General features: G+C 56.8%; 27 protein-coding genes. 20 read left to right on the top strand and 7 right to left on the bottom strand.

The annotated features are described in order from the left end of the window. Positions 1 to 2: 2 nt before the first annotated feature. The gene (locus tag HBM95_12190) at positions 3 to 1,343 is read right to left on the bottom strand and encodes a ssrAB-activated protein (protein NIH43692.1); all 1,341 of its coding nucleotides are present in this window, start codon (positions 1,341 to 1,343) and stop codon (positions 3 to 5) included. Positions 1,344 to 1,626: 283 nt separating this feature from the next. On the opposite strand from HBM95_12190, the gene HBM95_12185 reads away from it, so the two are divergent. Continuing rightward, entirely contained in the window at positions 1,627 to 3,225 is a 1,599-nt protein-coding gene (locus HBM95_12185; protein NIH43691.1) for an ABC transporter substrate-binding protein, read from the top strand. Positions 3,226 to 3,320: 95 nt separating this feature from the next. Beyond that, complete coding sequence (locus HBM95_12180; GenBank protein NIH43690.1) at positions 3,321 to 3,554, top strand: YdcY family protein; 234 nt, start codon at positions 3,321 to 3,323, stop codon at positions 3,552 to 3,554. Positions 3,555 to 3,557: 3 nt separating this feature from the next. Here HBM95_12180 and HBM95_12175 read toward each other — a convergent pair whose 3' ends face one another. Continuing rightward, positions 3,558 to 4,007 carry a DMT family transporter gene (locus tag HBM95_12175; GenBank protein NIH43689.1) on the bottom strand — a complete coding sequence of 150 codons (450 nt, stop codon included), beginning with the start codon at positions 4,005 to 4,007 and terminating at the stop codon, positions 3,558 to 3,560. Beyond that, positions 4,004 to 4,522 carry an N-acetyltransferase gene (locus HBM95_12170; GenBank protein NIH43688.1) on the bottom strand — a complete coding sequence of 173 codons (519 nt, stop codon included), beginning with the start codon at positions 4,520 to 4,522 and terminating at the stop codon, positions 4,004 to 4,006. The genes HBM95_12175 and HBM95_12170 overlap by 4 nt, the downstream gene beginning before the upstream one ends. 148 nt (positions 4,523 to 4,670) lie before the next feature. Between HBM95_12170 and HBM95_12165 the strand changes: the two genes are divergently transcribed. From HBM95_12165 to HBM95_12155, 3 genes are all read left to right on the top strand, one after another. After that, the gene (locus HBM95_12165) at positions 4,671 to 5,246 is read left to right on the top strand and encodes a helix-turn-helix domain-containing protein (protein ID NIH43687.1); all 576 of its coding nucleotides are present in this window, start codon (positions 4,671 to 4,673) and stop codon (positions 5,244 to 5,246) included. 65 nt (positions 5,247 to 5,311) lie between these two features. Continuing rightward, entirely contained in the window at positions 5,312 to 6,352 is a 1,041-nt protein-coding gene (locus HBM95_12160; protein ID NIH43686.1) for an NADP-dependent oxidoreductase, read from the top strand. A gap of 254 nt (positions 6,353 to 6,606) precedes the next feature. Beyond that, positions 6,607 to 7,275 (top strand): GntR family transcriptional regulator, encoded by a 669-nt coding sequence (locus tag HBM95_12155; protein ID NIH43685.1) that lies wholly within the window; start codon positions 6,607 to 6,609, stop codon positions 7,273 to 7,275. Between the two features lie 119 nt (positions 7,276 to 7,394). On the opposite strand, the gene HBM95_12150 is transcribed toward HBM95_12155, so the two are convergent. Next, complete coding sequence (locus tag HBM95_12150; GenBank protein NIH43684.1) at positions 7,395 to 9,509, bottom strand: TonB-dependent receptor; 2,115 nt, start codon at positions 9,507 to 9,509, stop codon at positions 7,395 to 7,397. A gap of 242 nt (positions 9,510 to 9,751) precedes the next feature. On the opposite strand from HBM95_12150, the gene HBM95_12145 reads away from it, so the two are divergent. Then, positions 9,752 to 10,813 (top strand): YncE family protein, encoded by a 1,062-nt coding sequence (locus tag HBM95_12145; GenBank protein ID NIH43683.1) that lies wholly within the window; start codon positions 9,752 to 9,754, stop codon positions 10,811 to 10,813. A 50-nt stretch (positions 10,814 to 10,863) separates the two neighbouring features. Here HBM95_12145 and ansP read toward each other — a convergent pair whose 3' ends face one another. Then, positions 10,864 to 12,360 carry an L-asparagine permease gene (ansP, locus tag HBM95_12140; protein NIH43682.1) on the bottom strand — a complete coding sequence of 499 codons (1,497 nt, stop codon included), beginning with the start codon at positions 12,358 to 12,360 and terminating at the stop codon, positions 10,864 to 10,866. Between the two features lie 417 nt (positions 12,361 to 12,777). Here ansP and HBM95_12135 point away from each other — a divergent pair, with 417 nt between their 5' ends. The 12 genes from HBM95_12135 to HBM95_12080 all read left to right on the top strand — a co-directional run bounded on the left by HBM95_12135 (position 12,778) and on the right by HBM95_12080 (position 23,056). Next, positions 12,778 to 13,317, top strand: coding sequence for an adenylate kinase (locus tag HBM95_12135; protein NIH43681.1), 540 nt, complete (start codon positions 12,778 to 12,780; stop codon positions 13,315 to 13,317). Between the two features lie 110 nt (positions 13,318 to 13,427). Beyond that, entirely contained in the window at positions 13,428 to 14,429 is a 1,002-nt protein-coding gene (locus tag HBM95_12130) for an LLM class flavin-dependent oxidoreductase (GenBank protein ID NIH43680.1), read from the top strand. Then, positions 14,426 to 15,547, top strand: a complete 1,122-nt coding sequence (locus HBM95_12125) for an amidohydrolase (protein ID NIH43679.1) — start codon at positions 14,426 to 14,428, stop codon at positions 15,545 to 15,547. The genes HBM95_12130 and HBM95_12125 overlap by 4 nt, the downstream gene beginning before the upstream one ends. Before the next feature lie 16 nt (positions 15,548 to 15,563). Further along, positions 15,564 to 16,880 (top strand): LLM class flavin-dependent oxidoreductase, encoded by a 1,317-nt coding sequence (locus HBM95_12120; GenBank protein NIH43678.1) that lies wholly within the window; start codon positions 15,564 to 15,566, stop codon positions 16,878 to 16,880. Positions 16,881 to 16,894: 14 nt separating this feature from the next. After that, positions 16,895 to 17,827: an ABC transporter substrate-binding protein gene (locus HBM95_12115; GenBank protein NIH43677.1), complete on the top strand. Its 933-nt coding sequence runs from the start codon at positions 16,895 to 16,897 to the stop codon at positions 17,825 to 17,827. A gap of 9 nt (positions 17,828 to 17,836) precedes the next feature. Further along, a complete protein-coding gene (locus HBM95_12110) occupies positions 17,837 to 18,346 on the top strand; it encodes a GNAT family N-acetyltransferase (protein ID NIH43676.1) in 510 nt (169 codons plus the stop codon). Positions 18,347 to 18,355: 9 nt separating this feature from the next. After that, positions 18,356 to 19,282, top strand: coding sequence for an amino acid ABC transporter permease (locus HBM95_12105; protein ID NIH43675.1), 927 nt, complete (start codon positions 18,356 to 18,358; stop codon positions 19,280 to 19,282). Further along, positions 19,266 to 20,039, top strand: coding sequence for an amino acid ABC transporter ATP-binding protein (locus tag HBM95_12100; GenBank protein NIH43674.1), 774 nt, complete (start codon positions 19,266 to 19,268; stop codon positions 20,037 to 20,039). Before HBM95_12105 ends, HBM95_12100 begins: the two co-directional genes overlap by 17 nt. Positions 20,040 to 20,048: 9 nt before the next feature. Continuing rightward, on the top strand, positions 20,049 to 20,936 hold the full coding sequence (locus HBM95_12095) for an ABC transporter substrate-binding protein (GenBank protein ID NIH43673.1): 888 nt from the start codon (positions 20,049 to 20,051) through the stop codon (positions 20,934 to 20,936). A gap of 41 nt (positions 20,937 to 20,977) precedes the next feature. Beyond that, positions 20,978 to 21,595, top strand: coding sequence for a glutathione S-transferase family protein (locus tag HBM95_12090; GenBank protein NIH43672.1), 618 nt, complete (start codon positions 20,978 to 20,980; stop codon positions 21,593 to 21,595). A 37-nt stretch (positions 21,596 to 21,632) separates the two neighbouring features. Continuing rightward, a complete protein-coding gene (gene pptA / locus HBM95_12085; protein NIH43671.1) occupies positions 21,633 to 21,863 on the top strand; it encodes a tautomerase PptA in 231 nt (76 codons plus the stop codon). 191 nt (positions 21,864 to 22,054) lie between these two features. After that, positions 22,055 to 23,056 (top strand): LpxL/LpxP family Kdo(2)-lipid IV(A) lauroyl/palmitoleoyl acyltransferasee, encoded by a 1,002-nt coding sequence (locus HBM95_12080; GenBank protein NIH43670.1) that lies wholly within the window; start codon positions 22,055 to 22,057, stop codon positions 23,054 to 23,056. 86 nt (positions 23,057 to 23,142) lie between these two features. On the opposite strand, the gene HBM95_12075 is transcribed toward HBM95_12080, so the two are convergent. Then, positions 23,143 to 23,604, bottom strand: coding sequence for a helix-turn-helix transcriptional regulator (locus tag HBM95_12075; protein NIH43669.1), 462 nt, complete (start codon positions 23,602 to 23,604; stop codon positions 23,143 to 23,145). A 60-nt stretch (positions 23,605 to 23,664) separates the two neighbouring features. Here HBM95_12075 and HBM95_12070 point away from each other — a divergent pair, with 60 nt between their 5' ends. Beyond that, positions 23,665 to 23,901: a 4-oxalocrotonate tautomerase gene (locus HBM95_12070; protein ID NIH43668.1), complete on the top strand. Its 237-nt coding sequence runs from the start codon at positions 23,665 to 23,667 to the stop codon at positions 23,899 to 23,901. Positions 23,902 to 23,941: 40 nt separating this feature from the next. Here HBM95_12070 and HBM95_12065 read toward each other — a convergent pair whose 3' ends face one another. Continuing rightward, positions 23,942 to 24,241 carry a helix-turn-helix transcriptional regulator gene (locus tag HBM95_12065; protein ID NIH43667.1) on the bottom strand — a complete coding sequence of 100 codons (300 nt, stop codon included), beginning with the start codon at positions 24,239 to 24,241 and terminating at the stop codon, positions 23,942 to 23,944. 160 nt (positions 24,242 to 24,401) lie between these two features. Here HBM95_12065 and fusA point away from each other — a divergent pair, with 160 nt between their 5' ends. Next, positions 24,402 to 26,501 (top strand): elongation factor G, encoded by a 2,100-nt coding sequence (gene fusA / locus HBM95_12060; GenBank protein NIH43666.1) that lies wholly within the window; start codon positions 24,402 to 24,404, stop codon positions 26,499 to 26,501. Positions 26,502 to 26,519: the final 18 nt, after the last annotated feature.

The following is a 26,519-nucleotide window of genomic DNA, read 5'->3' as shown; positions in this document are numbered from 1 at the left end:
GATCAGGCACCTGCTTTCTTGAACGTCAGTGGGACGACGGTATTGGCATCATAACGCGCGCGACATTCTGCGATATCGCTGGCCCCGGCTTTACAGGCGACTTCCGGCATCGGGTAGCGGGAACCGTCGGTGCAGCGGGCGGTGCCGCGACTCTTAATCATCAGCTCTCCATTGCTGTGCAGCCCGGAGAAGATCTCCGCGCGGCAGACAACGTTGTCGCCGTGCACGACGCGGGCGAAACCTTTATTGTTCTGGATTTGATAGCGCATGGACGGCGGCTTGCCGGTGACCGGATCTTTCACGTCGAGAACTGCGCGCCAGGTACCGTTCAGGAAGCGCGTTGACCCGGCTTTCACCTGACTGGCTTCCATCACCATGGCATCTTTCGGGATTGGAACAATCACCACCGGCGCGGCTTCAGGTGCAGGAGCGGGTTCTTTTTCTTTACTTGCTACGACCTCAGCCTGATGCAGCGGTAAATTCATGGCCAGCGGCTCCACCGCTTTAATCGGCTGTGGTGCAATAGCCACGGGCTCTGGAGCCGGTGCAGGGACGGGCTCTGCCGAAGGGCCCTGTTTTGGCCACAGCAGCGGCGCGGCAATGGCGGCAACGATCACGGCGGCAACCGGCAGCGTCCACAGGGGGACGCGGCGCTTTTTCGTGACGGCAACAGGCGCAGGCTCCTGGGCAGGTTGCGCAACAACCGGCGCGGGCTCCGGCTCATACAGTTCTTCCGGCGTAATGCGCACGGCGGCGACAGGGGCTACCAGCGGCTCGTCTGCTTTTTCAAAGGTGATAACGGGCTGGGGCTCAGGCTCCGGCTCGGGATCTTCAATCACAACGGGCGCGGGCTCGGGGATCAGCGATTCGCGCAGGCAGTCGAGGACATCGTTGCGCGCATTTTCGTTCAGGTTTACAAACCCCCAGAAGCTGATGACCGGCTTTCCGTCTACCAGGAAGAGGAAGTTTTCACCCGGGAACTGAAACGCCTTCGACAGCAGAGAACCAAAAAGCTGCTGCGCGGTTTTAGGCGACTGTAGGCATTTCTTACTTAACGACTCCACGCTGGCGAGCGTATTTTCCAGATAGCGCAGGGCGCGATAGCGGTCATCTTCATCGGCCGATTTCCAGCTGGTTACGCTCCCTTCAACAGGAGAGTACCAGTCCACGCGGTCACCGCTGTCGTTGACCTGAGGAATAGCCAGACAGTCCACTATGGCCTGCTGTTTGCGCAACCGGAGCGCTTCCCGGATTTGTAACGCTGATTCAAAAACGGCCTGTCCGCCGCCGCCAACGGCCTGAAAATCATCCAGATTACCGCTGCGTAAAAGAGTTTTTGCCACGATTTGATCCCATATACTTCTTCACACCGTTACTTTAACGAAATGAGGAAGCAACCAAACGGAGGAAGAGACGCTAAAAGCGCCGATTTCTTGCGGCATAGAAAATGACGGTTGTGCTTGACGAATAATGGCCCTTAAGGCAAATCACGGTTTTGGGCGCTGACGGTTAAATCGGCAAAAAACGCGGCTTTAGAATAACCTGATAGTGTTTCGTTATTTGCCAGGTCATAACGGCTGTGCTGTTATTACTGACCTATATAATAAAACTGTCAGGGTTATAACCATGTCTACAGGGAAAACACTGCTCGCCCTTGCGCTGAGCGCTCTTTTACCAGCCGGTGCCGCATGGGCGGCAAACAACGACACCCTTATCTACTGCTCGGAAGCCTCCCCCGAATCGTTCAACCCGCAAATCGCCAGCTCCGGCCCGTCTTTTGTCGCCAGCTCTCAGGTGCTGTACAACCGCCTGATCAATTTCGATCCGGTGAAAAATACCCCGGTCCCGTCTCTGGCGGAATCCTGGACAATTTCACCGGACGGCAAGACCTATACGTTTACCCTGCGCAAAGGGGTGAAGTTCAACAGCAACAAATACTTCAAACCAACCCGCGACTTTAACGCCGATGACGTTATTTTCTCGGTGATGCGTCAGAAAGACCCTAAGCATCCGTACCACAATGTCTCGCAGGGCAACTACGAATACTTTAACGACGTTGGGCTCGATAAGCTGATTCAGGACGTTAAAAAGGTTGATGATTACCACGTCCAGTTCACCCTGAGTGAACCAAACGCCGCGTTTCTGGCCGACTGGGGGATGGATTTCGCCTCGATTCTTTCCGCCGAATACGCCGATGCGATGCTGAAAAAAGGCACGCCGGAGAATGTGGACACCTGGCCAATTGGTACCGGGCCTTATGTGCTGCAGCAGTACAAGGTAGACTCGCTGATCCGCTACGTCGCTAACCCAAACTACTGGGATGGCGAGGTGCCGACCAAACATCTTATCTTCTCCATCACGCCAAACGTGGAAACCCGCCTGGCGAAATTGCAGACCAACGAATGCCAGATTATTCCTGCGCCGTCTCCGGTCCAGTTTGACGTGATTAAAAAGAACAAAGACCTGACGCTGCACTCGGTCGATGCGCTGAACGTCGGCTATCTGGCGTTTAACACCGAGAAAAAGCCGTTCGATAACGTGCTGGTGCGCCAGGCGCTGAACTACGCGACCGACAAGAAGGCCATCGTTAATGCGGTCTTTATGGGATCTGGCACGGTGGCAAAATCGCCGATCCCGCCAAATATGCTGGGCTTTAATAAAGACCTGAAGGACTACGGCTACGATCCTGAAAAAGCGAAAGCGCTGCTGAAGCAGGCGGGTCTGGAGAAGGGGGCGGAAGTCACACTGTGGTCAATGCCGGTTCAGCGTCCGTATAACCCTAACTCGCGTCGTATCGCGGAGATGATCCAGAGCGACTGGGCGAAAGTCGGCGTGAATGCCAAAATTGTCTCTTACGAGTGGGGGGAATATCTCTCCGGAATGCGTAAAGGCGAACATGATTCCGCGCTGTTTGGCTGGATGTCCGATAACGGCGACCCGGACAACTTCGCCGACGTGCTGCTGGGCTGCAACAGCATTAAAACCGGATCAAACGCCGCGCGCTGGTGCGATAAGGGTTATGATGCTCTGGTGCAAAAAGCGAAGTTGACCAGCGATCCGGCCGAGCGTGCGAAACTGTACGGCCAGGCGCAGGAGATCTTCTACCAGCAGGCGCCGTGGATCGCGCTGGCAAACGGCAAAACGTTTTACGCGACCCGCAGCAACGTGACCGGATACAGCGTGAGCCTGATGGGCAGCGATTTCTCCAAAGCGAAGCTGAACTAGTTTGTTGCCCGGTGGCGCTGCGCTTACCGGGCCTACGGTTCCCCTGTAGGCCGGGTAAGGCGTAGCCGCCACCCGGCAATTAACAAGGAGTGACAATGTCACATTTAAATGAAGTTACCGCCCGTGTGGATGCCGCCATTGAAGAGAGCGTGATTACCCACATGAATGAACTGCTGATTGAACTGAGCGATGATGCCGATCTCAGCCGTGAAGATCGCTACACCCAGCAGCAGCGTCTGCGTACCGCGATTTCACACCACGGCAAGCAGCATAAGGAGGAGATGGACGCGCGTGAAGAACAGCTGACCAAAGGCGGCACCATACTGTAACGATCAAAACTGGCGTCGCGCCACCAGCCAGGCCCCCACGACCAGCATCACCGCGCCGCACGCCGGGCCTACCAGGGCGCGCAGCGGAACGCCGTGGCTCCTTAGTACGTCCAGAACCAGCCCGCCTATGAGCTGGCTTGCCACAAGCACGGCGATGGTCGTCGCCGCGCCCACGTTCTGGTAGCCGCTAATGCTGGCAAATACAAAAAACGACCCCAACAGCCCCGGGATCAGCGTCCACCAGCGCACCGTTGCGGCCAGCTCGCTGAATCCGGCGACGCCCTGCTTCAGCAGCAGAATACTGACAAACAGCACAATGCCGACCAGGGAGTTCAGCAGCATCGCGATAAGAATGGTGGAGGAGGACTGGGTGATACGCACCATTAAGGTGTTTTGCACCACCAGACCGATCCCCGCCGCCACCAGAAACGCCAGCGTCAGTGACTGATTCATGGGATAGCGTCCGGATCGCTGCGTTCGTCCAGCTGAAGCTGCATAAAGGTTAAGTCCAGCCAGCGGCCAAACTTGGTGCCCACCTGAGGCATCTGCCCCGTGGTGACAAAACCGAGCGTTTCGTGGAGGTGAATTGAGGCCTCATTTTGCGCCTCAATGCCGGCCACCATCACGTGTTTGCCGATGATGCGAGCCTCGTTAATCAGCGCCTTCATCAGCGTGCGGCCAATCCCTTTGCCCTGATGGGCCGGGTGGACGTAGACCGAGTGCTCAACCGTATGACGGAAGCCGTCGAAGGCGCGCCAGTCGCCAAAAGAGGCGTAGCCGGTGATAACACCGTCTTCTTCACTGACCAGAACCGGGTAACCCGCGAGCGTGCGGGCCTCAAACCACGCGATTCGGTTATCGGTATCGACGGTTTTATCGTTCCAGATTGCGGCAGTATGCAGTACCGCGTGGTTGTAGATCTCTCCTATCGCGGCGCAATCTTCCTTGCAGGCATGACGAACGATCATGATTAATCCTCTGTGTGTTGTTCACTATAGTATTACGTTATAGATACGATATTACACAACTGCTTCCTAAGAGCGCTACGTCATAAAGCCTGTTTTTTTGTTATTAGAACCCCATTGAAATGCCGTCCATACACTATAGTATGACGTCATGAGCACAATAACAGACACAATGAATCAACGCATTAGCGCCAGAATTCGCCTTGAACGCGAGTCTCGCGGATGGTCTCTGAGCGAGCTGGCTGAGCGGGCAGGCGTTTCTCGCGCCATGATCCACAAAATAGAGCGTGGAGACAGCAGCCCGACGGCAACCCTTCTGGCACGCCTGTCCGGCGCGTTTGGGATCAGCATGTCAACGTTGATTGCCAGAGCCGAGATGCAGGAGGGAAAACTCCTGCGACTGGCAAACCAGCCCGTCTGGCGCGATCCCCAAACGCACTATCTTCGTCGCCACGTTTCCCCGCGTACCGATCTGCCTATCGACCTCGTCCAGATTGAACTGCCAGCGGGAAGCGATGTCCCGATGCCGGCGTCGTCATACGCGCTCGCACGTCAGCTTATCTGGCTGCAGTCCGGCGAGCTGGTATTTCAGGAGGGCGATACCCGCCACGAGATGAAGGCCGGAGACTGTCTGGAACTGGGGCCGCCAAACGACTGCCGTTTCATCAACGAAACCAATGAAACCTGTATCTATCTTGTGGTCCGGCTTAACCAGTCTGCCTCGTAATGTTAAGGCGATAATGCCGATCGTGAGCCAGGCTGTAATGACATTTGTACCAGAAGGAGTTCCTGATGAATCAATCTGTTTCGCAAAATCGCCGCTGGGTGCTGGCCTCTCGTCCACAGGGTGCGCCGGTGGTGGAGAATTTTCGTCTGGAAGAGCAGCCTGTTCCTGCACCTCAGGCGGGGCAGCTGGTGCTTCGCACCGTCTGGCTGTCGCTGGATCCTTACATGCGGGGGCGCATGAGCGATGCGCCATCCTATTCTCCGCCGGTGGAGATTGGTGCGGTGATGGTGGGGGGAACGGTTAGCCGCGTTGAGCAGTCAAATCATCCCAACTTCAAAGCCGGGGAGTGGGTGCTGGGCTACAGCGGCTGGCAGGAGTACGAACTGTCAGACGGCAGCGGCCTGGTGAAGCTGGGCGACAATCCTTCACATCCTTCCTGGGCGCTGGGCATTCTTGGGATGCCGGGCTTTACCGCCTATATGGGGTTACTGGATATCGGGCAGCCTAAAGCGGGCGAAACGCTGGTGGTGGCCGCGGCGACGGGCCCTGTGGGCGCGACCGTTGGGCAGATTGGCAAAATTAAAGGCTGCCGGGTGGTTGGCGTAGCCGGTGGGGCAGAAAAGTGCCGCCACGCCGTTGAGATTCTCGGGTTTGACGAGTGTCTGGATCACCACGCGGCGGATTTCGCTGAGCAGCTGAAACGCGCCTGCCCGAAAGGCATTGATGTCTATTTTGAAAACGTCGGTGGGAAAGTGTTTGACGCCGTGCTGCCGCTGCTGAATACCTCCGCGCGCGTGCCGGTGTGTGGCCTGGTGAGCGGTTACAATGCAACGGGCCTGCCTGATGGGCCGGACCGTTTGCCGCTTCTGATGGGCACCATTCTGAAGAAACGCATTCGGATGCAGGGCTTTATCATCGCCCAGGACTACGGTCACCGCATTCATGAGTTTCAGGAAGCGATGGGGCGCTGGGTGCAGGAGGGCAAAATTCACTATCGCGAACAGGTGACGGACGGGCTGGAGAACGCGCCTGAGGCGCTGATTGGCCTGCTGGAAGGAAAAAACTTCGGCAAAGTCGTGATTCACGTCGCGGGTGACAATAAATAAACAGCACTATGGCGGGGTTTCCCGCCATATTTATTTGTGAAGATACGATATATTGTCTTTAATTAACGGACATGGCTTTTCGCGCCATCATCCCGGATGAGCCCGAAACCGATAAAAAAACACATTTTGCATTTTTGGCTGTTTTACGTACTTCCCACCACCAGGCATGACGATACAGGATATATCGGACCAGCGTCGTTTTATTAAAACTGACGTTTATAAATAGCATTAAGTTTTAGCTACAGGAATTGAACATGCTTGATTTGGATCACTTAGAAAAAGCCCAAAGGATCAGTCTTACCATGCAAGTTGAACTCAGTTTGAAAGGAGCGTTAATTACGGGCTCCCTTAAACCTGGTGCACGACTGATTACGAAAGAGATCGCCGATAAATTAGGAACCAGCATTACCCCAGTACGCGAGGCGCTGCTGCGTCTGGTGTCAGCAGGGGCATTACATGCCACGCCAGCACAGGCATTTCTGGTGCCGGAGGTCACGCTGGACCGTTATAACGAAATCAACGCTATTCGCAAGCAACTTGAGCCCATGGCGGTTGCCGCAGCCTGCCAGAATATGTCTGAACAAAAGCTGGAGACGTTGCGCAAATTGTCGGAAGCGTTTCATGAGGCCATGCGCAACGGAAACGTGCAGCAGGCACTGCATGCGAATCGCGTTTTCCGCTTTACGCTTTACCAGTACGCGGAAATGCCCACGCTTAATGCCTTAATTGAACAGCTTTGGGTGCGCATCGGGCCGTGCATTAACTATCTGCACCAGGAGCTTAATGACATTAAAGAAGCGACGTATCACTATGACGAGTTGCTTTCAGCCCTGGAACGCCGGGATGTCGACGCCAGCCAGAAGGCAATAGAAAAGTTGATTGATGAAGCGAATACGCTTTTACAGCGACAATATTTTAACTGAGAGATTATTTAACAGAGCGACTATATACGCTATCCAATTATTTATATGGTGAATAACTCCTGATGGCATATTGCCATCAGGAGCGTTATTTTCTTTATAAAATAAACTTTACTTATTTCTTACTCGAATCGATAAGAGACAGACAGCCCTACGCCGTAGTTGCGGCCCGGCGCGGGCTCGTAATACCGCCCGTTGGATTCATTTACAATAACTGAGCCGACGTACTCTTTGTCGAACAGGTTATCTACGCGGCCAAAGACGTCCATCCCCCAGTTACCATAATTGAATTTGTACCCGGTATTCAGCCCGACCACCGTGTACGACGGCGCTTTCGCCGTGTTCTCGTCGTCGGCCATGATATCGCTCATGTAGCGCACGTCCGAGCCCGCGTACCAGCCTTCTTCAGGCTGCCAGCCAAATGACGCGTAGCCCATATTGCGGGCAATGCCCGGCATGCGGTTGCCGTTACAGTCTGCGTCGCCGCAGACGTTGGTGCGGTAGGTGGCGTCCAGATAGGTCCACGCCATTTTCAGCTTCCAGTTTTCAGCAAACTGCTGATCGAGAGACACTTCGACTCCCTGACGACGGGTTTTCCCGGCATTTTTATAGCTTGTCCGGCCGCCAGCGCTGGCATCCACCACGATCTCGTCATCCGTATCGGTGCGGAACAGTGCTGCCGTCAGCAGGCCATTGCCGATGCGGGTTTTGCTGCCCACTTCGTACGTGTTGTTGGTGGACGGCTTCAGGCCAATGTTCAGGCCGCCCTGGTTATCGGCGCGATAGGAGAGCTCGTTGATGGTTGGCGTTTCGAATCCACGTCCTGCGGCAGCGTAGAGGTTCCATGCGTCCGTCACCGCATACTTCACGGCGCCCGCCGGGAGCCACTTGTGATAGCTCGCATCACCGCTGTCGTCGCCGTTGCCCGGCGTAACGTAATGGTCGTTGGAATCAAACCAGACCGAGCTGTAACGCACGCCCGCATCGACGGAGAGTTTCTGCGTCAGCTGCCAGCGGGTCTGCAGGTAAGGGTCAACGTTCCACATCAGGTTACGTTCGTTCCGGCGTTTATCACCTTTCACGCCGTAGTCCGGCACCCCGTTATTCATCACGAAGTTCTCGTACCCGCGGCGGTCTTCACTCATGTTTTCATAGTTCAGACCGGTGGTGAAGGTGACCGGCACCAGCAGCTCGCCGCGGTGCGTCCAGCGGGTATCAACCCCCTGATAGTGACGCTGCATATCGATCACGCCGCCGGAGTGAGAAGGCCTCAGCTGCGGCTGGTAGGGAATCGACTGGTACTGCGTCATTTCACGCTCGCCGGCGTACATCATCACGCTGAGATCGTCCCGAGCGCTCAGCTGTCGGTCATAGCGCAGCCCCGCCTGGGTCTGCTTGATGGTCTTGCGCGTGCTGTACTGATCGCCGCGCGGGGACTGACGCGGGTTATCCTGCCACTCCTGATAGCTCAGCCCGCCCGGATCGTTGGCCTTCATGTCCACGCTGTTGAAAACCAGCGTCAGCTTGCTGGCGTCGTCAATGCGTACGCCCAGTTTGGCGTTAGCGAGATTCTTCCGCGCGCCGCTGTGGTCGCGGTAGCCTTTGGTGGTGAAGCGGGTGGTGGATACGGTGTAATCCACATCCCCCGCGTGGGTGCCGTCACCCATCGCGCCGGTGGCTTTCATGCCGTAGCGCCATGTCCCGTAACTGCCGTAATAGCTGCTGGCTTCAATGGTTGGCGGCTGCTGTCCGGTCTGGGTGTTGATGTTAATCACGCCGCCAGAGGCGTTGCCGTACAGGGCAGAGAAGGGACCGCGCAGCACCTCGACGGTATCAATGCTGGAGAGATCGATATTGGAGGTCTGGCCCTGTCCGTCCGGCATGGTGGCAGGAATACCGTCGACATACATGCGGATGCCGCGCACGCCAAATGTTGAGCGGGCACCAAACCCGCGCATCGAAAGCTGGAGATCCTGAGCATAGTTCTGACGGTTCTGAATCTGTAGTCCCGGAACGCTGCCAAGCGATTCGGAGAGATTAATACGTGGCGCTGCATGGCGCATATCATCGCCATTCACGACGCTGACCGCCGCCGGGGTATCAAGCTCTGATACGGTTTGCGGCGCGGCGCTGACGATCATGGTCTGTTCCTCGGCGCTCATTGCACTCAGAGGTGCAAAAACAACGGGAACCAGCAGCAGCGGGAGAGATGCCTTACGGGCAGATATGATTTTCATGAGTAAAACCGGTTGTGATGTATAAACGAACCAAATGGAACATGTCCATACATGTTAAAGGTTTTGTAAATGTTTTGAAAACTATAACCGCACATTGCGTTAATGAAAGGCAACAGGGAAAAGAAAAACTCCACATTCAGTTCATTAATGATTACTATTCTCATTATCAAAAGGCGATGCCATGACGTTGCCTGCCGGAAGTGATGTCAGCGGAAACCCCTCTTTTCAAAAAAGGAATTGTTATGTCTTTACGCCATCTGTGCTCGCCACGCCTGAGTACGTCTCTGCTGTCTGCCGCTTTACTGTTTGCCGGAACCTTCCAGGCGCATGCCGCCGAAGAGATGCTGCGTAAAGCGGTGGGTAAAGGTGCCTATGAAATGGCGGTCAGCCAGCAGGAGAACGCCCTGTGGGTTGCGACGTCGCAAAGCCGTAAACTCGACAAGGGTGGCGTTATCTACCGCCTCGATCCAGCCACGCTGGAGGTGACGCAGGCCATTCACAGCGATCTCAAACCGTTTGGCGCCACCCTCGACGGCGCGACACAAACCCTGTGGCTGGGTAACACGATCAACGGCGCGGTGACGGCCATTGATGCCAAAACGGGCGACGTGAAAGGGCGTCTGGTGCTTGATAGCCGTCAGCGCAGTGAAACCGTCAAGCCGCTGCAGCCGCGTCAGCTGGTGGCGGATGATGCGAGCAACACGATTTACATCACCGGTGTCGGCAAAGAGAGCGTGATTTGGGTCGTGGATGGCGCAACGCTGAAGCTGAAAGAGACCATTGCCAATACCGGCACATACAGCACCGGTCTGGCGCTGGATGCTAAAGCGAAACGCCTGTATACCACTAATGCTGACGGCGAACTCGTCACCATTGATACCGCCACCAATAAAATCCTGAGCCGTAAAAAAGTGCAGGACGACGGTAAAGAGCACTTCTACCTGAACCTGAGCCTCGACACCGCCGGCCAGCGCGCGTTCCTGACCGATTCAAAACAACCGGAAGTGCTGGTGGTGAGCCTGAAAGACGGCAGTGTGATCGAGAAAATCGCCGCGCCGGAGTCCCTGGCGGTCCTGTTTAACCCGGCTCGCAATGAAGCCTACGTGACGCACCGTGAGGCCGGTAAGGTGAGCGTGATTGACGCGAAAACCTACAAAGTAACGAAAACGTTCGATACGCCGGTCTACCCGAACAGCCTGGCGCTCTCGGCGGATGGCAAAACGCTCTATGTAACGGTGAAGCAGAAATCTACCCGTCAGCAGGAAGCGACCCAGCCTGACGACGTGGTGCGTATCGCGCTGTGATATAAAAAAGGGAAGGCAGATGCCTTCCCTTTTTAATGCTTAATTGGTGCTTAACGCGACGTCTCTTCCACCAGCGGCGCGTCGTGTTTTTCATCATCTGGATGAACCGGCGCGGTGCTGTGAATTTCGTGAACGCGCTTACGCACGCCAAACCAGCCAGCGATCAGCAGCACGGCAAGCAGCGGAATGGTGGCGATGGTATAGGTACCGTTCGGGTAGTCGAACGCCATCAGAACCAGCACGCTGAACAGGAAGAGCAGGGTGAGCCATGAGGTCACCGGGGCGCCCGGCAGCTTAAAGCTGACGTCAGCGGCTTTGCCTTCTTTAATGGCTTTACGCAGACGCATCTGGCAGACCACGATGAAGCCCCAGGAGGCGATAATCCCAAGTGCGGCCACGTTCAGCACGATCTCGAAGACCTGAGACGGCACCAAATAGTTCAGGAATACCCCGAAGACGTACACCACCAGCGTAGCCAGAATGCCGGCGTACGGTACGTGCTGCTTGCTCATTTTCGACATGAACTTCGGCGCGGAACCGCCCATGGACATGGAGCGCAGGATACGTCCTGTAGAGTAAAGGCCAGAGTTCAGGCTGGAGAGCGCCGCCGTCAGCACAACGATGTTCATGATGCTGCCCACGTAAGGCACGCCGAGCTTAGAGAAGAAGGTCACAAACGGGCTCTGACCGGCCTGATAGGCGTTCCACGGCAGCAGCAGAACCAGCAGCACCACGGAACCGACGTAGAACAGACCGATACGCCAGATCACACTGTTAATGGCTTTTGGCACCATGGTCTGCGGGTCTTTACATTCACCCGCTGCGGTACCGACAAGCTCGATAGACGCAAAGGCAAACACCACGCCCTGAACCAGAACCAGCGCAGGCAGCAAGCCGTGCGGGAAGAATCCGCCGTTATCGGTTATCAGGTGGAAACCGGTGGCATTGCCATCCAGCGGCTTGCCGCTGCCGAGGAAGACCGTACCGACCACCAGGAAAATCACAATGGCGAGCACTTTTACCAGCGCAAACCAGAACTCCATCTCGGCGAACCACTTCACGCCGATCATGTTCATGGTGCCGACAATGGCCAGCGCGCCAAGGGCAAAGACCCACTGCGGCACGTCACCGAACGCGCCCCAGTAGTGCATATACAGCGCAACGGCGGTGATATCAACGATACCGGTCATCGCCCAGTTGACGAAGTACATCCAGCCGGCAACGTAGGCCGCTTTTTCACCGAGGAATTCTCGGGCGTAAGAGACGAAGCTTCCGCTGGAGGGGCGATGCAGTACCAGTTCACCCAGCGCGCGAAGAATGAAGAAGGAGAAGATCCCGCACACCAGATAAACCAGTGCGAGAGCCGGGCCCGCCATCTGCAGACGTGCGCCAGCACCTAAAAACAGACCCGTACCGATAGCGCCGCCGATGGCGATCATTTGAACCTGACGGTTGCCCATCGCTTTGTGGTAGCCCTCTTCGTGGGAGTTCAACCAGCGACGTTTCGCAGCATGATGATCGGCTGCGCTTTTATTGCTTGTTTTCATTGAGTTACCTGTTTGCCTGTCTGAACCATTATCGTGATAGTCCTGCCTGGCAGAAAGCAATACAAACGATTGCTTCTGCGCAAACACATGCCGCCTTCCCAGTCATTCTGCGTATGGATAAGGCGAAACATGGCGAGGCATCCTACCTGCAATTCATAAGCGACGCAAAATATAACCGTGCCGAAAGTGATGCGCGTCGAAGGAAATCGTGTGGTCAGAGCAGACAAGGATTACAACGCGCTGAATCGTGGTGAGTTTTTAGACAAAACAAACAGTGAAGTGCTGTTTTAATCATCAGAAACCCTTAATAATTACGATGAGGTAGAGCGCCAGGAGGCGGCGCTTCACTGGCGTTTCATTAACAAAACTAAAACGATATGATGCGATCCCTTTTCTTCAGCACGATTGGGGGGAACGGTGAAAATCAATATTATCGGTACCAGCGGAAGTGGAAAAAGTACGCTTGCCAGACGCATGGCGACGGAGCTGTCGCTCCCGTATATTGAGATGGACAGGCTGTACTGGCGCCCTGACTGGCAGGGCACACCGGATGAAGTGCTGCTAAATACGCTGGCGGATACGCTCGCTGCCACGCCCGGCTGGGTGCTTGACGGCAACTACAATCGCACGCGCCCGGTGAAGTGGCGTGATGTAGATGTGGTCGTGTGGGTGGACATCGGGTTTACCCGTACGCTCTGGCAGGCGGTCACGCGCGCGTTCACACGCGCATGGCACCAGCAGGAGCTTTGGCCCGGCACCGGAAACCGTGAAAGCTTTCGCCGCTCATTTTTCAGCCGGGAGTCCATCATCATCTGGACAATTAAAACCTGGCGCAGCAACCGCGAACGCTACGAAGCCGACATGAAAAACCCGCAGTACAGCCATATCAAGTTTGTCCGAATCACCCGTCGTCAGGAGGCGGATGCGCTGATTTCATCGCTGAAATCACACCCTTAGCAGGGTCATGTATATCTGATTTCCGGCAAACCAAATGTAAATTAATTGTTTCTCTGTGGTGAAATACGCCTTTAATAATGTCGACATGTTAAGTCAAACGAGAACGCAACATGTCATGGCGAATCAGCATTCTGGACAAAAGCCCCATCGCTGAAAACGAAACGGCAGCCGATGCATTGGCGCGCACCCTGACGCTGGCGCAGCAGGCAGAAAGTCTGGGCTATCACCGCTTCTGGATTGCCGAGCATCACAACACGCCACACCTTGCCAGCCCCTCGCCGGAGCTGCTGATTGCCTGGATCCTTGGGCAAACCACGCGCATCCGCGTCGGTTCCGGCGGCGTGATGCTCCAGCACTACAGCCCCTATAAGGTAGCCGAGAATTTCAACCTGCTGGCCGCGCTGGCGCCCGGTCGCGTGGATCTCGGCGTCGGAAAAGCCCCCGGCGGGCTACCGCTCTCGACCCGCGTGCTGCAGCAGGGTCTGCATCAACAGGAAAAAGGCAGCTTTGCCGAACAGCTGGCCCAGCTCGATCGCTGGATCCGTCCTGAACGTCAGTCTGCCGATGAAGCCGTTCGCGCCACGCCGCTGCCACCGGTTCCTGCTCAGGGCTTTTTGCTGGGCGCCAGCATCGAAAGCGCGCTGCTTGCCGCCTCGCTCAACTGGCACTTCGTCTTTGCCGCACATCTCAACGGTGACCCGGAACTGCTGCGCGACGTGGTAACGACCTGGCGTAAGAACAGCGCGCGGGAGGTGATTGTGGCGGTACAGGCGATTGTTGCGCCGACGCAGGCCGAGGCAGACGCGCTGGCGCAAAAGGTCGAAGTGTGGGGCGTTGAGCTGGAAAATGGCCAGCGTGTCACCGTGGCCAGCGAAGAGCAGGCCTACGCCTTTGCGCGTCAGGCGGGAAGCGAGCCGGTTCGCATTGCCCGTCGGGCCCAGTCGCTGCTGGCGGGCACGGCTGAGTCGGTGCTGGAGCAGCTCAACGCGCTGCACCAGCTGTGGGGCATTGAAGAATTCATCATCGACACGCCTGTCGCGGAGGGGGCAACGCGCGTCGCGTCGCTGCGTCTGCTTGCCGAGGCGCGTCTTAACAGGGAGGTCACCGTATGAGCTTTAGCGAACAGCTGATAGCCTGGCGCCGCGAGCTGCACCAGAACCCTGAGCTGTCCGGTCAGGAAGTGGAAACCACGGCACGCCTGCGCCAGTGGCTGACGAATGCCGGGATTACCCCACATCCTTACGACCTGTCGACCGGGCTGGTGGCAGAAATCGGCTCGGGCAACAAACTGATTGCGCTGCGGGCAGATATTGATGCTCTGCCGATTGAGGAGCGCAGCGGCGTGCCGTTTAGCTCGCAGCGTGCAGGCGTGATGCACGCCTGCGGACACGATATCCACACCAGCGTGATCCTCGGTGCCGCGTTAAAGCTAAAAGAGCGTGAAGCCTCGCTCAACGGCCGGGTGCGTATCCTCTTCCAGCCTGCTGAAGAGAACTTTGGCGGGGCGAAGAGCATGGTGCGGGCCGGTGCCCTGCGTGACGTCAGCGCGATTTTCGGTATGCACAACGAGCCCGGTCTGCCGGTCGGTGAGTTCGCCACCCGCGGCGGACCGTTCTATGCCAACGTCGACCGCTTCGTGATCCGCATCACCGGCAAAGGCGCGCACGCCGCGCGCCCGCACGAAGGCAACGACGCCATTGTGCTGGCGAGCCAGCTTGTAACGGCGCTACAAAGCGTCGCCAGCCGCAACGTCAATACGCTGGATTCAGTGGTGCTGAGCGTGACGCGCATTGCTGGCGGCAATACCTGGAACGTGCTGCCGGAAAGCGTCGAGCTTGAAGGCACGCTGCGCACCCACCGCACGGAGGTGCAGCAGAACGTGAAGGCCCGCGTGGGCGAAATCGCCGCCGGGTTTGCCAGCGCCTTCAGCGCACAGATTGATATTACCTGGTATGCCGGACCCACCGCGCTGGTGAACGACGAGCGCTGGGCCGATTTTGCCACCTCGGTTGCCCGCGAGGCGGGGTACGAAACCCGGCACGCGGAACTGCATATGGGCGGAGAAGATTTCGCGGTTTATCTGCAGTCTATTCCCGGGGCGTTTGTCAGCATCGGCAGTAATAGCCCGTTTGGTTTACACCATCCGGCATTTAATCCGGACGAAGCATTAATTGAGCCCGCTGCCCGCTATTTTGCACAGCTTGCGGAAAAAGCGCTGCAACACGTTTAATTCTGGAGAGGTAAATATGTCTGCACATCGTCAACTGCGGCTCGGGACCATTTTGCATGGTGCGTCCGGAAATATGTCTGCCTGGCGTCACCCTGAGGCCGTCGCCGATGCCAGTATTAATTTTAATTTCGTAAAAGAAACGGCATTAAAAGCGGAGGAGGGCAAACTCGATTTTTTGTTCGTTGCCGACGGCCTCTATATAAATGAGAAATCTATTCCGCACTTTTTAAACCGCTTTGAACCGTTAACGGTACTCTCCGCGCTGGCAAGCATCACTTCACGCCTGGGGCTGGTGGGAACCTTATCCACATCCTACAGCGAACCCTTTACCACGGCGCGCCAGTTCGCCAGCCTCGATCACCTGAGCAACGGCCGAGCGGGCTGGAACGTGGTGACTTCCCCGCTGGAAGGGTCAGCAAAGAACTTTTCCCGCGAAAAACACCCCGAGCATGCGCTGCGCTACCGCATTGCCGATGAGTATCTCGACGTGGTGAAAGGGCTGTGGGATTCCTGGGAGGGCGACGCCTTTGTGCGCAATAAAGAGAGCGGTCAATTCTTTGATTCGGCAAAATTGCATACCCTGGATCACCACGGGGATTTCTTCCAGGTCGCCGGGCCGCTGAATATTGGTCGTACGCCACAAGGGCGACCGATTGTCTTTCAGGCGGGCGCGTCGGACGACGGTAAAAAACTGGCGGCGAAACATGCTGACGCCATTTTTACCCATCACGAAACCTTAGAAGAAGCGAAAGCGTTTTATCGCGACGTGAAGCAGCAGCTGGAAACGAACGGCCGCCGCGCGTCAGATCTACATATTTTCCAGGGCGTCAGCGTGATAGTGGGGAAAGATGCCGATGACGTGGAAAACCAGTATCAAACCACGGCGGCGCTGGTATCGATTAACGATGCCCTCAACTACCTCGGCCGTTATTTTGAACATCACGATTTCAGCCAGTATCCGCTCGACGAGCCGTTCCCGGATATCGGCGACTTAGGCAAAAACAGCTTCCGCAGCACTACCGATGAAATTAAGCGTAATGCCCGCGAGCGCAGCTTAACCCTGCGTCAGGTGGCGCTTGAAGCCGCTTCGCCGCGCCCGCGCTTTTCCGGCACGCCGGAGGAGGTGGCTGACGGTTTGCAGGCCTGGTTTGAAGGTTATGCCGCAGACGGCTTCATCATTCAGGGCGGTACGCCGGACACCTTCCCGCGCTTTGTTGACCAGGTTGTACCTGTTCTGCAGGCCCGTGGCCTGTTCCGCACCGACTATCCGGGCACCACGCTGCGCGAGAGCCTGGGCTTAGACCAACCAAAAAACCAGTTCACACAACAATAAAAGAGAACACCGCTATGCAGAAAACATCGCTTATTCTGGCGCTCGCGCTGGCCTTTACCCCTGCCGTCTGGGCAGAGAATGTGAATATTAACGGCACTGGCGTGAGCATCGAGGCCAACAAAACGCCGATCAACACCGCCAAAAACAGCGAGGCGGTGGCGCAACTCCCGAAAGATTATCGCTTTGCCGTGCCGGGGAAATTTACCGTGGCGGTGGCGGGCCTTAATCAACCGCCGCTGACGGTATTTTCCGACGACAACAAAACGCTGCTCGGCAGCGAGGTTGACGTCGCCCGTCTGGTGGCCGATAGCCTCGGGCTGGAGCTGAACGTGGTGCCGACCTCGTGGGAAGACTGGCCGCTGGGGGTGGCATCGGGGAAATACGATGCGGCCATCAGCAACATTACCGTCACCAAAGCGCGCAAAGAGAAGTTTGATTTTGCCACCTACCGTAAGGACTCCCTCGGTTTCTACGTGAAATCGACCAGCCCGATCAAATCGCTTCAGAAAGCGGAGGACATTGCCGGGCTGCGGATTATCGTCGGTTCCGGCACCAACCAGGAGGCCATCCTGCTGGCGTGGAATGCCGAAAACCTGAAGAAGGGACTGAAGCCCTTTACCCCGATCTACACCAAAGACGACGCGGCACAAACGCTGGCGCTGCAGTCCGGGCGCGCGGATGCCTACTTTGGCCCGAACGTGATTGGTGCCTGGAAAGCGGCACTGAACGGGAAAACCAAACTGGTGGGTAGCGTCGACGGCGGCTGGCCTAAGGCGGCGCACATCGCGGTGACGCTGAAAAAAGGCAGCGGGCTGGTTGAGCCGGTGCAAACCGCGCTGAACGGCGTCATCAAAAACGGCGATTACGACAAAGTGCTCAACCGCTGGGGGGAAGGCGTTGAGCGCATTCCTCAGTCAGAAGTCAACCCGGCTGGCCTGGGCGATTAAGGGGGCGCTATGAGTGAACGATTTCGTGACGTGTCGCCGGAAGATGCCGAGCTTCAGCCCATCATCGAGGGGCTGTTCGGTGAATATGCCGCCCGCTACGGGGACTACTTCTCTAAAGACGCGGAAGTGGAACTCACCGAGTGGTACTTAGCGCCGCAGGGGCTGTTTATCGTCCTGGAGCGCGACGGGAAGATTATCGCCACCGGCGCGTACAAGCCCTTCGACGAACGCACCGCGGAAATCAAACGCATCTGGACGGACAAAACCCTGCGCCAGCAGGGATTTGCCGGGCGCGTGGTGCAGGAGCTGGAGCGCAGGGCGGTGCTGGCAGGGTACAGCCAGATCTATCTGACAACCGGTTTTCGCCAGCCGGAAGCGGTCAGGCTTTATCTTAGCCAGGGCTATCAGCCGCAGTTCGATCTGAACCGGGATCCGGAAGAGTACAGCCAGCCGCCCTTTGACGGTCGGCTGCGCTTCACTAAAACGCTGGTACGCGAAGCGTTCAGTAAAACCGCATGAGGAACGACGATGAGCAACGTTGAAACCATTAAGGTGGTCCCGGCGCGTTATCCGCTGCGGGCCGTCGGCGCCGCGGTGGCGCTGTTTGTCCTGGCCGTCGTGATTCAGTCCGTGGCCTTTAACCCGCGCTGGGAGTGGGCGGTGTTCGCCCGCTGGTTCTTTGACCCGGTGATCCTCGAAGGCGTAGGGCAGACCCTGCTCCTGACGCTGATCGGCACCGCGCTGAGCGTGGTGATTGGCGGCATGCTGGCTCTGGCGAGACTGTCCTCGTCATGGCTGTTGAGCAGCCTGGCGTGGGCCTACATCTGGCTGTTTCGCTCGCTGCCGCTGATCGTGGTGCTGATCATCCTGTACAACTTTTCCTATCTCTACGACACGCTCTCTCTCGGCGTGCCGTTCACCGGCATCACCTGGGGCAGCTTTGAGACCATTAACGTGCTGGGGCAGTTCTCCACCGCCGTGGTGGGGCTGACGCTGGTGCAGAGCGCCTATACCGCCGAGATCATTCGCGGGGGATTCCTCGGGGTCGATCACGGCCAGTATGAAGCCGCCGCCGCGCTGGGTCTCCCGGCCTGGCGCCGCACGGTGCGGATCATTTTACCTCAGGCGCTGCGCACAATCCTGCCGTCGGGATTCAATGAAATCATCAGCCTCGCCAAGGGCACGGCGATGGTGTACGTCCTGGCGATGCCGGAGCTGTTCTATACCATCCAGATGATCTACAACCGCACGCAGGAGGTGATCCCGCTGCTGATGGTCGGGGCTGCCTGGTACCTGGTCATTACCACCGTCTTGTCCGCAATTCAGTATGTTGTCGAGCGCGGTCTGGCACGCAGCGAACGCCGCTCCGCCGTGAATCAGAACCGCGACACCCGCCGCGCCCGTTCCGTGACCACCACGCCAGCACAGGAGCCCGTCCATGCAAGCCTCTCCTGAAGGACATATCTCGATCACCGGCGTCAGCAAGTTTTTTGGCCGCCATAAGGCGCTCGACAACGTTTCGCTTGAGATCCCTCCCGGGTCAGTAACGGTGATCCTCGGGCCGTCCGGGTCGGGCAAATCGACGCTGCTGCGCACCATTAACCACCTGGAGCGCGTCGACGAAGGTTTTATCCAGATAGACGGGGATTACATCGGCTACCGTCGTCAGGGTGATAAGCTTTATGAGCTGAAGGAGAAGGAGATCCTCAGGCAGCGCGTCAACGTGGGCTACGTGTTCCAGAACTTCAATCTCTTCCCGCATCTTACGGTGCTGGAAAACCTGATAGAGGCGCCCATCGCGCATAAAAAGCTCGGCAAAAAAGAGGCGGTGGAAAGGGCGTACAGCCTGCTGGACGTGGTTGGGCTGCGGGATAAAGCCGATGCGTGGTCACGCCATCTTTCCGGCGGTCAGCAGCAGCGTATCGCCATTGCCCGCGCGCTGGCGCTGCGTCCCCGCGTGATGCTGTTTGACGAGCCCACCTCGGCGCTCGACCCTGAACTGGTCGGCGAAGTGCTGGACGTGATCAAAAAGCTCGCCCGTTCCGGCACCACGCTGGTGGTGGTCACCCATGAGATCGGCTTTGCCCGTGAAGTGGCGGACCAGGTGGTGTTTATGGTTGACGGGAAAATCGTTGAGCAGGGGAGCAGCGACGAGGTGTTGAACCGCCCGTCGCACCCGCGAACGCGCCAGTTCCTCTCGAAAGTCTTATAAGGAGTGCCAATGAAATATGGGCTTCTGGCGGGGCTGATCTTCACAACGGCGAGCCACGCCAGCATTGATCTGAAAGCCAACGAGCAGCCGCTGCCGGTGACGGTGGATCCGCAGGCCGTGGCGAAAATCCCCGCCAATTACAAATTCGTTGAGCCGGGTACGCTGACGGTCGCCATCTCGATGCTGAATTCTCCGCCGCTGGCGCTGCTGGCCAGCGATAACCGTACGCGCATCGGCAGCGATCCGGATATGGCCCGCCTGCTGGCGGGTAGCCTGGGGCTAAAGCTGAAGCTGGTGCCGACGGCGTGGGAAGACTGGCCGCTGGGGATTGCCTCCGGGCGATACGACGTGGCGCTGGTGAACATTGCGGTGACCGAGCAGCGTAAAGAGAAGTTTGATTTTGCGACCTACCGCGTCGATTCTCTGGCGTTTTCGGTGAAATCCACAAGCGAGATCCAGTCAATCAAAAGCGCGGAAGATCTGGCCGGGAAAAAGGTGATTGTCGGCTCCGGCACGAATCAGGAGCGCATTCTGCTGGGCTGGAACGAAGAGAACAAAAAGGCGGGGCGGACGCCCGCGCTGCCGGTTTATCTCCACGACGATGCCTCGGGCAATCTCTATATCCAGTCCGGCAGGGCGGATGTGTTCTTTGGCCCTCAGTCGGTTTCAGCTTACAAAGCAGCGCTTACGGGCAAAACCCGCGTGGTCGGTTTAGGGCCAAAAAAAGCCTATGTTGCGACCACCACCAAAAAAGGTAATGAGCTGGTGTACGCGCTGCAGGCCGCGCTTGACGGCGCGATTAAGCGGGGAGATTACCAGAAGGTGCTGGCGCGCTGGGGCGAACAGGGGGAAGCGGTGACGCAGTCGGAGGTCAACCCGCTTGGGATAACCTACTAATGGTGCTCTACACTTAGGGTTTTCATCCCGCAGGGGGCAACATGATTAAACTCTATGGCGTACCCGGCTGGGGCTCGGCGATCGGTGAAGCGATGCTCACCCTGGCTGATATCCCTTATCAGTTTGTGAACGTGGACGGGTTTGACCAGCCCGGCCCGCAGCGCGAGCTGCTGCAAAAGCTCAACCCGCTGTGTCAGGTGCCAACGCTGGCGCTGGAAAATGGCGCCATCATGACCGAAACCGCGGCAATTGCCCTGATGGTGCTCGACAGATGTCCCGATCTTGCTCCACCCGTGGGGCAGGCCGAGCGTCAGCAGTTTCAGCGTCTGCTCATCTGGTTTGTGGCCAACGTCTATCCCACGTTTACGTATGCAGACTATCCCGAACGCTGGGTGCCGGATGCGCCGGAACAGCTGCAGAAAAACTGCATCGAATACCGGAAATCCCTCTACTTGTGGTTTGAAAGCCAGCTTAAGGCCGCCCCGTTTGCACTGGGGGAACGGCTGACGCTGCTGGACGTATATATTGCGGTGGCGCGCACCTGGGGGCCTCGGCATGACTGGTTTGCGGCAAACACGCCCAGGTTTACGGCGATTGCGGATACGGTGTGTCAACTGCCGGAACTGCACAAGGTGTTAAAGGCCAACAACATAATCTGATAACGTGGAAGGCTCACACATAACAGGAAGCCTGCATATGCCACACGTAGATATCAAATGTTTTCCCCGCGATCTTAACGACGAGCAAAAAACCGCGCTGGCGGCAGATATCGCCGAGGTGATTATTCGCCATTTCAACAGCAAAGACAGTTCGGTATCGGTGGCGTTGAACCAGGTGAACCAGGAAGACTGGAAAGCCCAGGTCTGGGATACCGAAATAGGACCGAAGCTGGACGAGTTAATTAAGAAGCCTGGGTATTCAATGTAATTTTTGGGGCCGGGTAGCGTCGTCTTACCCGGTTTCTCCTGACTCTCAGACCCTCATTTCGCAAAAAACGATAAAAGTGAGTTTTATCCGATCCGTTACACTTAACGTTTCTGACTGACATTTAATAAATCCTTAGGAAAGATCGCCAACAGAATCAATTAAGGACAGCAACGTTAAAGGATAATTTTCTCATGACAAAATTACCCCGGTTTTCACCTGCCTTTTTCCACCCTCGATACTGGCTAAGCTGGACAGGCATCGCCGCGCTGTGGCTCATCATGCTGCTCCCTTATCCGCTACTGTTCAGAATCGGTCATGGCCTTGGTCGGCTGGCGATGCGCTTACTTCCTCGCCGCGTCGAGATTGCCCGCAGAAACCTGGAGCTTTGCTTTCCGCAGATGAAAGCAGAAGAGCGTGAATCTTTGCTGCAGCGTAATTTTGAATCCGTTGGGATGGGGGTAATCGAAACCGGCATGGCGTGGTTCTGGCCTGCATGGCGGGTGCGGAAATGCTTTACCGTGACGGGTTACGAGCACATGGAAAAAGCCAGGGCGCAGGGAAAGGGCGTGGTGCTGGTCGGGATGCATTTTCTGACGCTTGAGCTGGGCGCGCGGATATTTGGCATGCTCAACCCCGGTATTGGGGTGTATCGCCCTAACAATAATGCGCTCCTGGACTGGCTACAGACGCGCGGGCGTTTGCGCGCCAATAAAACCATGCTCGATCGCCATGATTTAAAGGGCATGATCCGCTCGCTGAAACAGAATGAGATTTTGTGGTACGCCCCGGATCATGACTATGGCAAAGCCAATAGCGTGTTTGCGCCGTTTTTTGCGGTTCCGGATGCCGCCACGACCGCTGGAAGCTATATGCTGGTCAAAAGCGCGAAACCTGCCGTGATTCCATTCGTGCCGCGCCGCAGGGCGGACGGTACAGGATACGAGCTGATTATTCTGGAGGATATCAGCGAGGCGTTACAGGGCAGCGACAAAGTCGCCGTGGCGACGCAGATGAACAGGGCGATTGAGCGCGCCGTGCGGATGGCACCTGAACAATATATGTGGCTGCACCGTCGCTTCAAAACGCGTCCTGAAGGCGTACCTGACCGGTATGCCCGCCAGAAACAGACGGCAACACGGAGCGATCTTCTCTCCGCCAGCGATTTTTCTGACCGCTCGGGCGTTCAGCACTAAAAGCGTGCCGTTTGCGCTGAGCGCCACGCTGCAGAAGGTTTGGATTAGGTAACCTGACAGGGGAAGCAGGGGGCACACCGCCCGGCTTACCCCTCTATTGACGGCACAATCTGAACCTGGCTTCGCATGACCTCATGGCCCTGCGTATTCACATAGCCAATGCGCACCGGTTCACCACTCGCTTTATCCACCAGCGTGATATGCGGTGCGGTGTGTAAAACATGCAGGTGTCCCCATTCCATCAGAGATAGCAGCACCGGGGCAAGAGCGCGGCTTTTGTCGGTAAGCTGGTATTCATACCGTTCCCGCGATCCTTCTTCCCGGTAAGGTCTTCGGGAAAGCAACCCCAGCTCCGTCATCAACTTTAAGCGCGTTGCTAACGTCTGCTTAGTGATGCCGGTATGGTTGCGCATGGTCTCGAAGCGAGTGATGCCGTAAAAAGCCTCCCTCAAAATCAGCAAAATCCATTGATCGCCAACGATTTTAGCCCCTTCTGCGAGCCCGCACAGTTCGGGTGAGAGATAAGGCAATGATTTATCTTTTGACACAGGGTGTTTTCCTTTCTAATCTGAGTATGATTTTTAGACCTTGATTCTAGGGAGGATACAATGCCATTTGTGAATGTACAAACGATTAAAGGGATCATGAACGCCGAGCAAAAAAGGGAATTGCTGCGCCGAATGACGGACTTAATGGTGGAAATCGAGGGGAAAGGGGATCCGGCATTCCGGAATTCGGTCTGGATCCGTATTGATGAACACGAGCCGGAGCAATGGAGCCTGGGGGGATTACAGCCTACTGCTGAAATGATTGCGAAGAAATTCGCGTCGACGCAGTCGTCCTGATACGTTCGGGAGGCACATATCCCTCCCGGCGATAAGAGGTTTAATGAGCACGTAAAAGGATGTCCATCAGCCCCGGAAAGCGGGCATCCAGATCCTCTCTTCGCAATGAAATCATATTTTCTCGTCCCTGCGGACGCTGCCAGATGACCCCGCTGTCGCGTAGAACGCGCCAGTGATGGGTCATCGTGGACTTCACCACGTCGTTCGGGCGCAGCGCGTTACAGCTGAGTTCACTGCCATCGGCCAGCCGGCGGATAATCGACAGCCGGAGCGGGTTGCCGAGGGCAAACAGCACATTTTCCAGCAGTATTTGTTCAGTTTCAGGGTGGTTTGGGATCATCGTTTTCCTGCGTTTGGCGTCAGATTGAGCTATATCAACAATAGGTCAACCGTTAAAAAATAGTTCGATAATACTCGTACAATAGGACTATTATAGCAAACGAACGAATGCACGACCATCCCGGTCGTCACAGACAAGTCATGAGACTTAAGGAAATATCATGCCCCGACCCATCCCTCTCGAACGTTATCGCAACATCGGTATCTCCGCGCATATCGATGCCGGTAAAACCACCACCACTGAGCGCATCCTGTTTTATACCGGGATGAGCCACAAGCTGGGTGAAGTACACGATGGCGCGGCAACCACTGACTGGATGGCGCAGGAGCAGGAGCGCGGGATCACGATTACCTCCGCGGCGGTCAGCTGCTTCTGGCCGGGTATGGACAGAGGGTTTGAACCGCACCGGATCAACATCATCGACACCCCGGGTCACGTGGACTTCACCATTGAAGTGGAGCGTTCTATGCGCGTGCTCGACGGTGCCGTGATGGTGTATGACTCCGTGGGCGGCGTGCAGCCGCAGTCGGAAACCGTCTGGCGTCAGGCCAATAAATATCACGTTCCGCGACTGGCCTTCGTCAACAAAATGGACCGTCCGGGCGCCGATTTCTTCCGCGTGGTGCGGATGATGCAGGAACGCCTGAAGGCCAATCCGGTGCCGATTGTCATCCCGGTGGGTGCCGAAGACCATTTTACAGGCGTGGTGGACCTCATCAAGATGCGCACCATTCTGTGGGACGATGCGACGCAGGGCATGGTATTTACCTATGCGCCCGTGCCGGATGATTTAGTCAGCACCGCCAGAGAATGGCGTGAGAAAATGGTCTCTGCGGCAGCTGAAGCCAGCGACGATCTGATGGATAAATACCTGGAGACGGGCGATCTCGACGAAGCGGAAATCATCAGGGGACTGCGTATTCGCACCATCTCGGGCGAAATCCAGCCGATGCTGTGTGGCAGCGCGTTCAAGAATAAAGGCGTACAGCGCATGCTCGATGCGGTGATTGAGCTTATGCCGTCGCCGCTGGACGTGCCGGCCATTGATGGCGTGGATGAAAAAGGGCAGCACGCGGAGCGTCACCCGAGCGATGATGAGCCGTTCTCGGCCCTGGCATTCAAGCTGATGAGCGACCCGTACGTCGGGCAACTGACCTTTATCCGCGTGTATTCTGGCGTGCTGCGCAAAGGCGACGCGGTGTATAACCCGGTGAAAGGGAAGAAAGAGCGCATCGGTCGTATCGTGCTGATGCATGCCAACGATCGCCATGAGGTGGACGAACTGCGCGCGGGCGATATCGCAGCATGCGTTGGGCTGAAGGACGTGACCACCGGTGATACGCTCACCGATCCGAACGCCGTCATCACGCTTGAGCGCATGGAGTTCCCGGACCCGGTTATCTCGCTGGCGATCGAGCCAAAAACCAAGGGCGATCAGGAGAAAATGGGGATCGCGCTCCAGCGTCTGGCGGCGGAAGATCCGTCGTTTCGCCTGCACACTGACGAAGAGTCCGGTCAGACGATTATCTCCGGGATGGGCGAGCTACACCTTGAGATCATCGTCGACCGCATGAAGCGTGAGTTTGGCGTCGAGGCGAATATTGGTCGTCCGCAGGTGACGTACCGCGAAACCCTGCGCAAGGCGGTGAAGGATATCGAAGGCAAATTTGTCCGGCAGTCCGGTGGTAAAGGGCAGTACGGCCATGTGGTCCTGAGCCTGGAGCCGCTGGAGCCCGGAAGTGGCTTTAAATTTGAAGATGCCACCAAGGGTGGCGTGGTGCCGCGCGAGTATATCCCGTCCGTTGAGAAAGGGCTGCGGGAGGCGATGAACAGCGGCGTGTTGGCGGGCTATCCGGTTGTCGACGTCAAAGCGACGCTGACGTTTGGCTCGTACCACGACGTCGACTCCTCGGAGATGGCGTTCCGCATGGCGGCGATCCTCGGCTTCAAGGAGGGCGCTCGGAAAGCGGATCCGGTTATCCTTGAGCCGATCATGCACGTGGAGGTGGAAACGCCGGAAGAGTACGCCGGTAACATCATGGGCGATCTCTCTTCCCGCCGCGGCATGGTGCAGGGGATGGCGGAGCAGTACGGAAGCCAGATTATTCGCGCTGACGTACCGCTGGCGGAGATGTTTGGATATGCCACGACATTGCGCTCGATGTCCCAGGGACGCGCGACGTATACGATGGAGTTCCATCATTTTGCGGAAGCACCGCGGAATGTTGCGGATGAGATTATTTCACGGCGTGCGAAGTAATAAGATCACCCTCTCCCT

It is taken from the genome of Enterobacter asburiae (assembly GCA_011754535.1).
GTDB lineage: Bacteria > Pseudomonadota > Gammaproteobacteria > Enterobacterales > Enterobacteriaceae > Enterobacter > Enterobacter cloacae_N.
Note: the sequence above shows the minus strand (reverse complement) of the source record. Positions and strands in the feature narration are given on the sequence as shown.

What these genes read in the sequence shown, in the direction of transcription:
- HBM95_12170 (NIH43688.1), bottom strand. Translation starts at nt 4,522, where the DNA reads ATGATCGTTCGTCATGCCTGCAAGGAAGATTGCGCCGCGATAGGAGAG.
- HBM95_12165 (NIH43687.1), top strand. Translation starts at nt 4,671, where the DNA reads ATGAGCACAATAACAGACACAATGAATCAACGCATTAGCGCCAGAATT.
- HBM95_12175 (NIH43689.1), bottom strand. Translation starts at nt 4,007, where the DNA reads ATGAATCAGTCACTGACGCTGGCGTTTCTGGTGGCGGCGGGGATCGGT.
- HBM95_12065 (NIH43667.1), bottom strand. Translation starts at nt 24,241, where the DNA reads ATGATCCCAAACCACCCTGAAACTGAACAAATACTGCTGGAAAATGTG.
- HBM95_12115 (NIH43677.1), top strand. Translation starts at nt 16,895, where the DNA reads ATGCAGAAAACATCGCTTATTCTGGCGCTCGCGCTGGCCTTTACCCCT.
- HBM95_12105 (NIH43675.1), top strand. Translation starts at nt 18,356, where the DNA reads ATGAGCAACGTTGAAACCATTAAGGTGGTCCCGGCGCGTTATCCGCTG.
- HBM95_12070 (NIH43668.1), top strand. Translation starts at nt 23,665, where the DNA reads ATGCCATTTGTGAATGTACAAACGATTAAAGGGATCATGAACGCCGAG.
- HBM95_12160 (NIH43686.1), top strand. Translation starts at nt 5,312, where the DNA reads ATGAATCAATCTGTTTCGCAAAATCGCCGCTGGGTGCTGGCCTCTCGT.
- HBM95_12185 (NIH43691.1), top strand. Translation starts at nt 1,627, where the DNA reads ATGTCTACAGGGAAAACACTGCTCGCCCTTGCGCTGAGCGCTCTTTTA.
- HBM95_12155 (NIH43685.1), top strand. Translation starts at nt 6,607, where the DNA reads ATGCTTGATTTGGATCACTTAGAAAAAGCCCAAAGGATCAGTCTTACC.
- HBM95_12125 (NIH43679.1), top strand. Translation starts at nt 14,426, where the DNA reads ATGAGCTTTAGCGAACAGCTGATAGCCTGGCGCCGCGAGCTGCACCAG.
- HBM95_12150 (NIH43684.1), bottom strand. Translation starts at nt 9,509, where the DNA reads ATGAAAATCATATCTGCCCGTAAGGCATCTCTCCCGCTGCTGCTGGTT.
- HBM95_12145 (NIH43683.1), top strand. Translation starts at nt 9,752, where the DNA reads ATGTCTTTACGCCATCTGTGCTCGCCACGCCTGAGTACGTCTCTGCTG.
- ansP (NIH43682.1), bottom strand. Translation starts at nt 12,360, where the DNA reads ATGAAAACAAGCAATAAAAGCGCAGCCGATCATCATGCTGCGAAACGT.
- pptA (NIH43671.1), top strand. Translation starts at nt 21,633, where the DNA reads ATGCCACACGTAGATATCAAATGTTTTCCCCGCGATCTTAACGACGAG.
- HBM95_12120 (NIH43678.1), top strand. Translation starts at nt 15,564, where the DNA reads ATGTCTGCACATCGTCAACTGCGGCTCGGGACCATTTTGCATGGTGCG.
- HBM95_12100 (NIH43674.1), top strand. Translation starts at nt 19,266, where the DNA reads ATGCAAGCCTCTCCTGAAGGACATATCTCGATCACCGGCGTCAGCAAG.
- HBM95_12080 (NIH43670.1), top strand. Translation starts at nt 22,055, where the DNA reads ATGACAAAATTACCCCGGTTTTCACCTGCCTTTTTCCACCCTCGATAC.
- HBM95_12090 (NIH43672.1), top strand. Translation starts at nt 20,978, where the DNA reads ATGATTAAACTCTATGGCGTACCCGGCTGGGGCTCGGCGATCGGTGAA.
- HBM95_12110 (NIH43676.1), top strand. Translation starts at nt 17,837, where the DNA reads ATGAGTGAACGATTTCGTGACGTGTCGCCGGAAGATGCCGAGCTTCAG.
- fusA (NIH43666.1), top strand. Translation starts at nt 24,402, where the DNA reads ATGCCCCGACCCATCCCTCTCGAACGTTATCGCAACATCGGTATCTCC.
- HBM95_12095 (NIH43673.1), top strand. Translation starts at nt 20,049, where the DNA reads ATGAAATATGGGCTTCTGGCGGGGCTGATCTTCACAACGGCGAGCCAC.
- HBM95_12130 (NIH43680.1), top strand. Translation starts at nt 13,428, where the DNA reads ATGTCATGGCGAATCAGCATTCTGGACAAAAGCCCCATCGCTGAAAAC.
- HBM95_12180 (NIH43690.1), top strand. Translation starts at nt 3,321, where the DNA reads ATGTCACATTTAAATGAAGTTACCGCCCGTGTGGATGCCGCCATTGAA.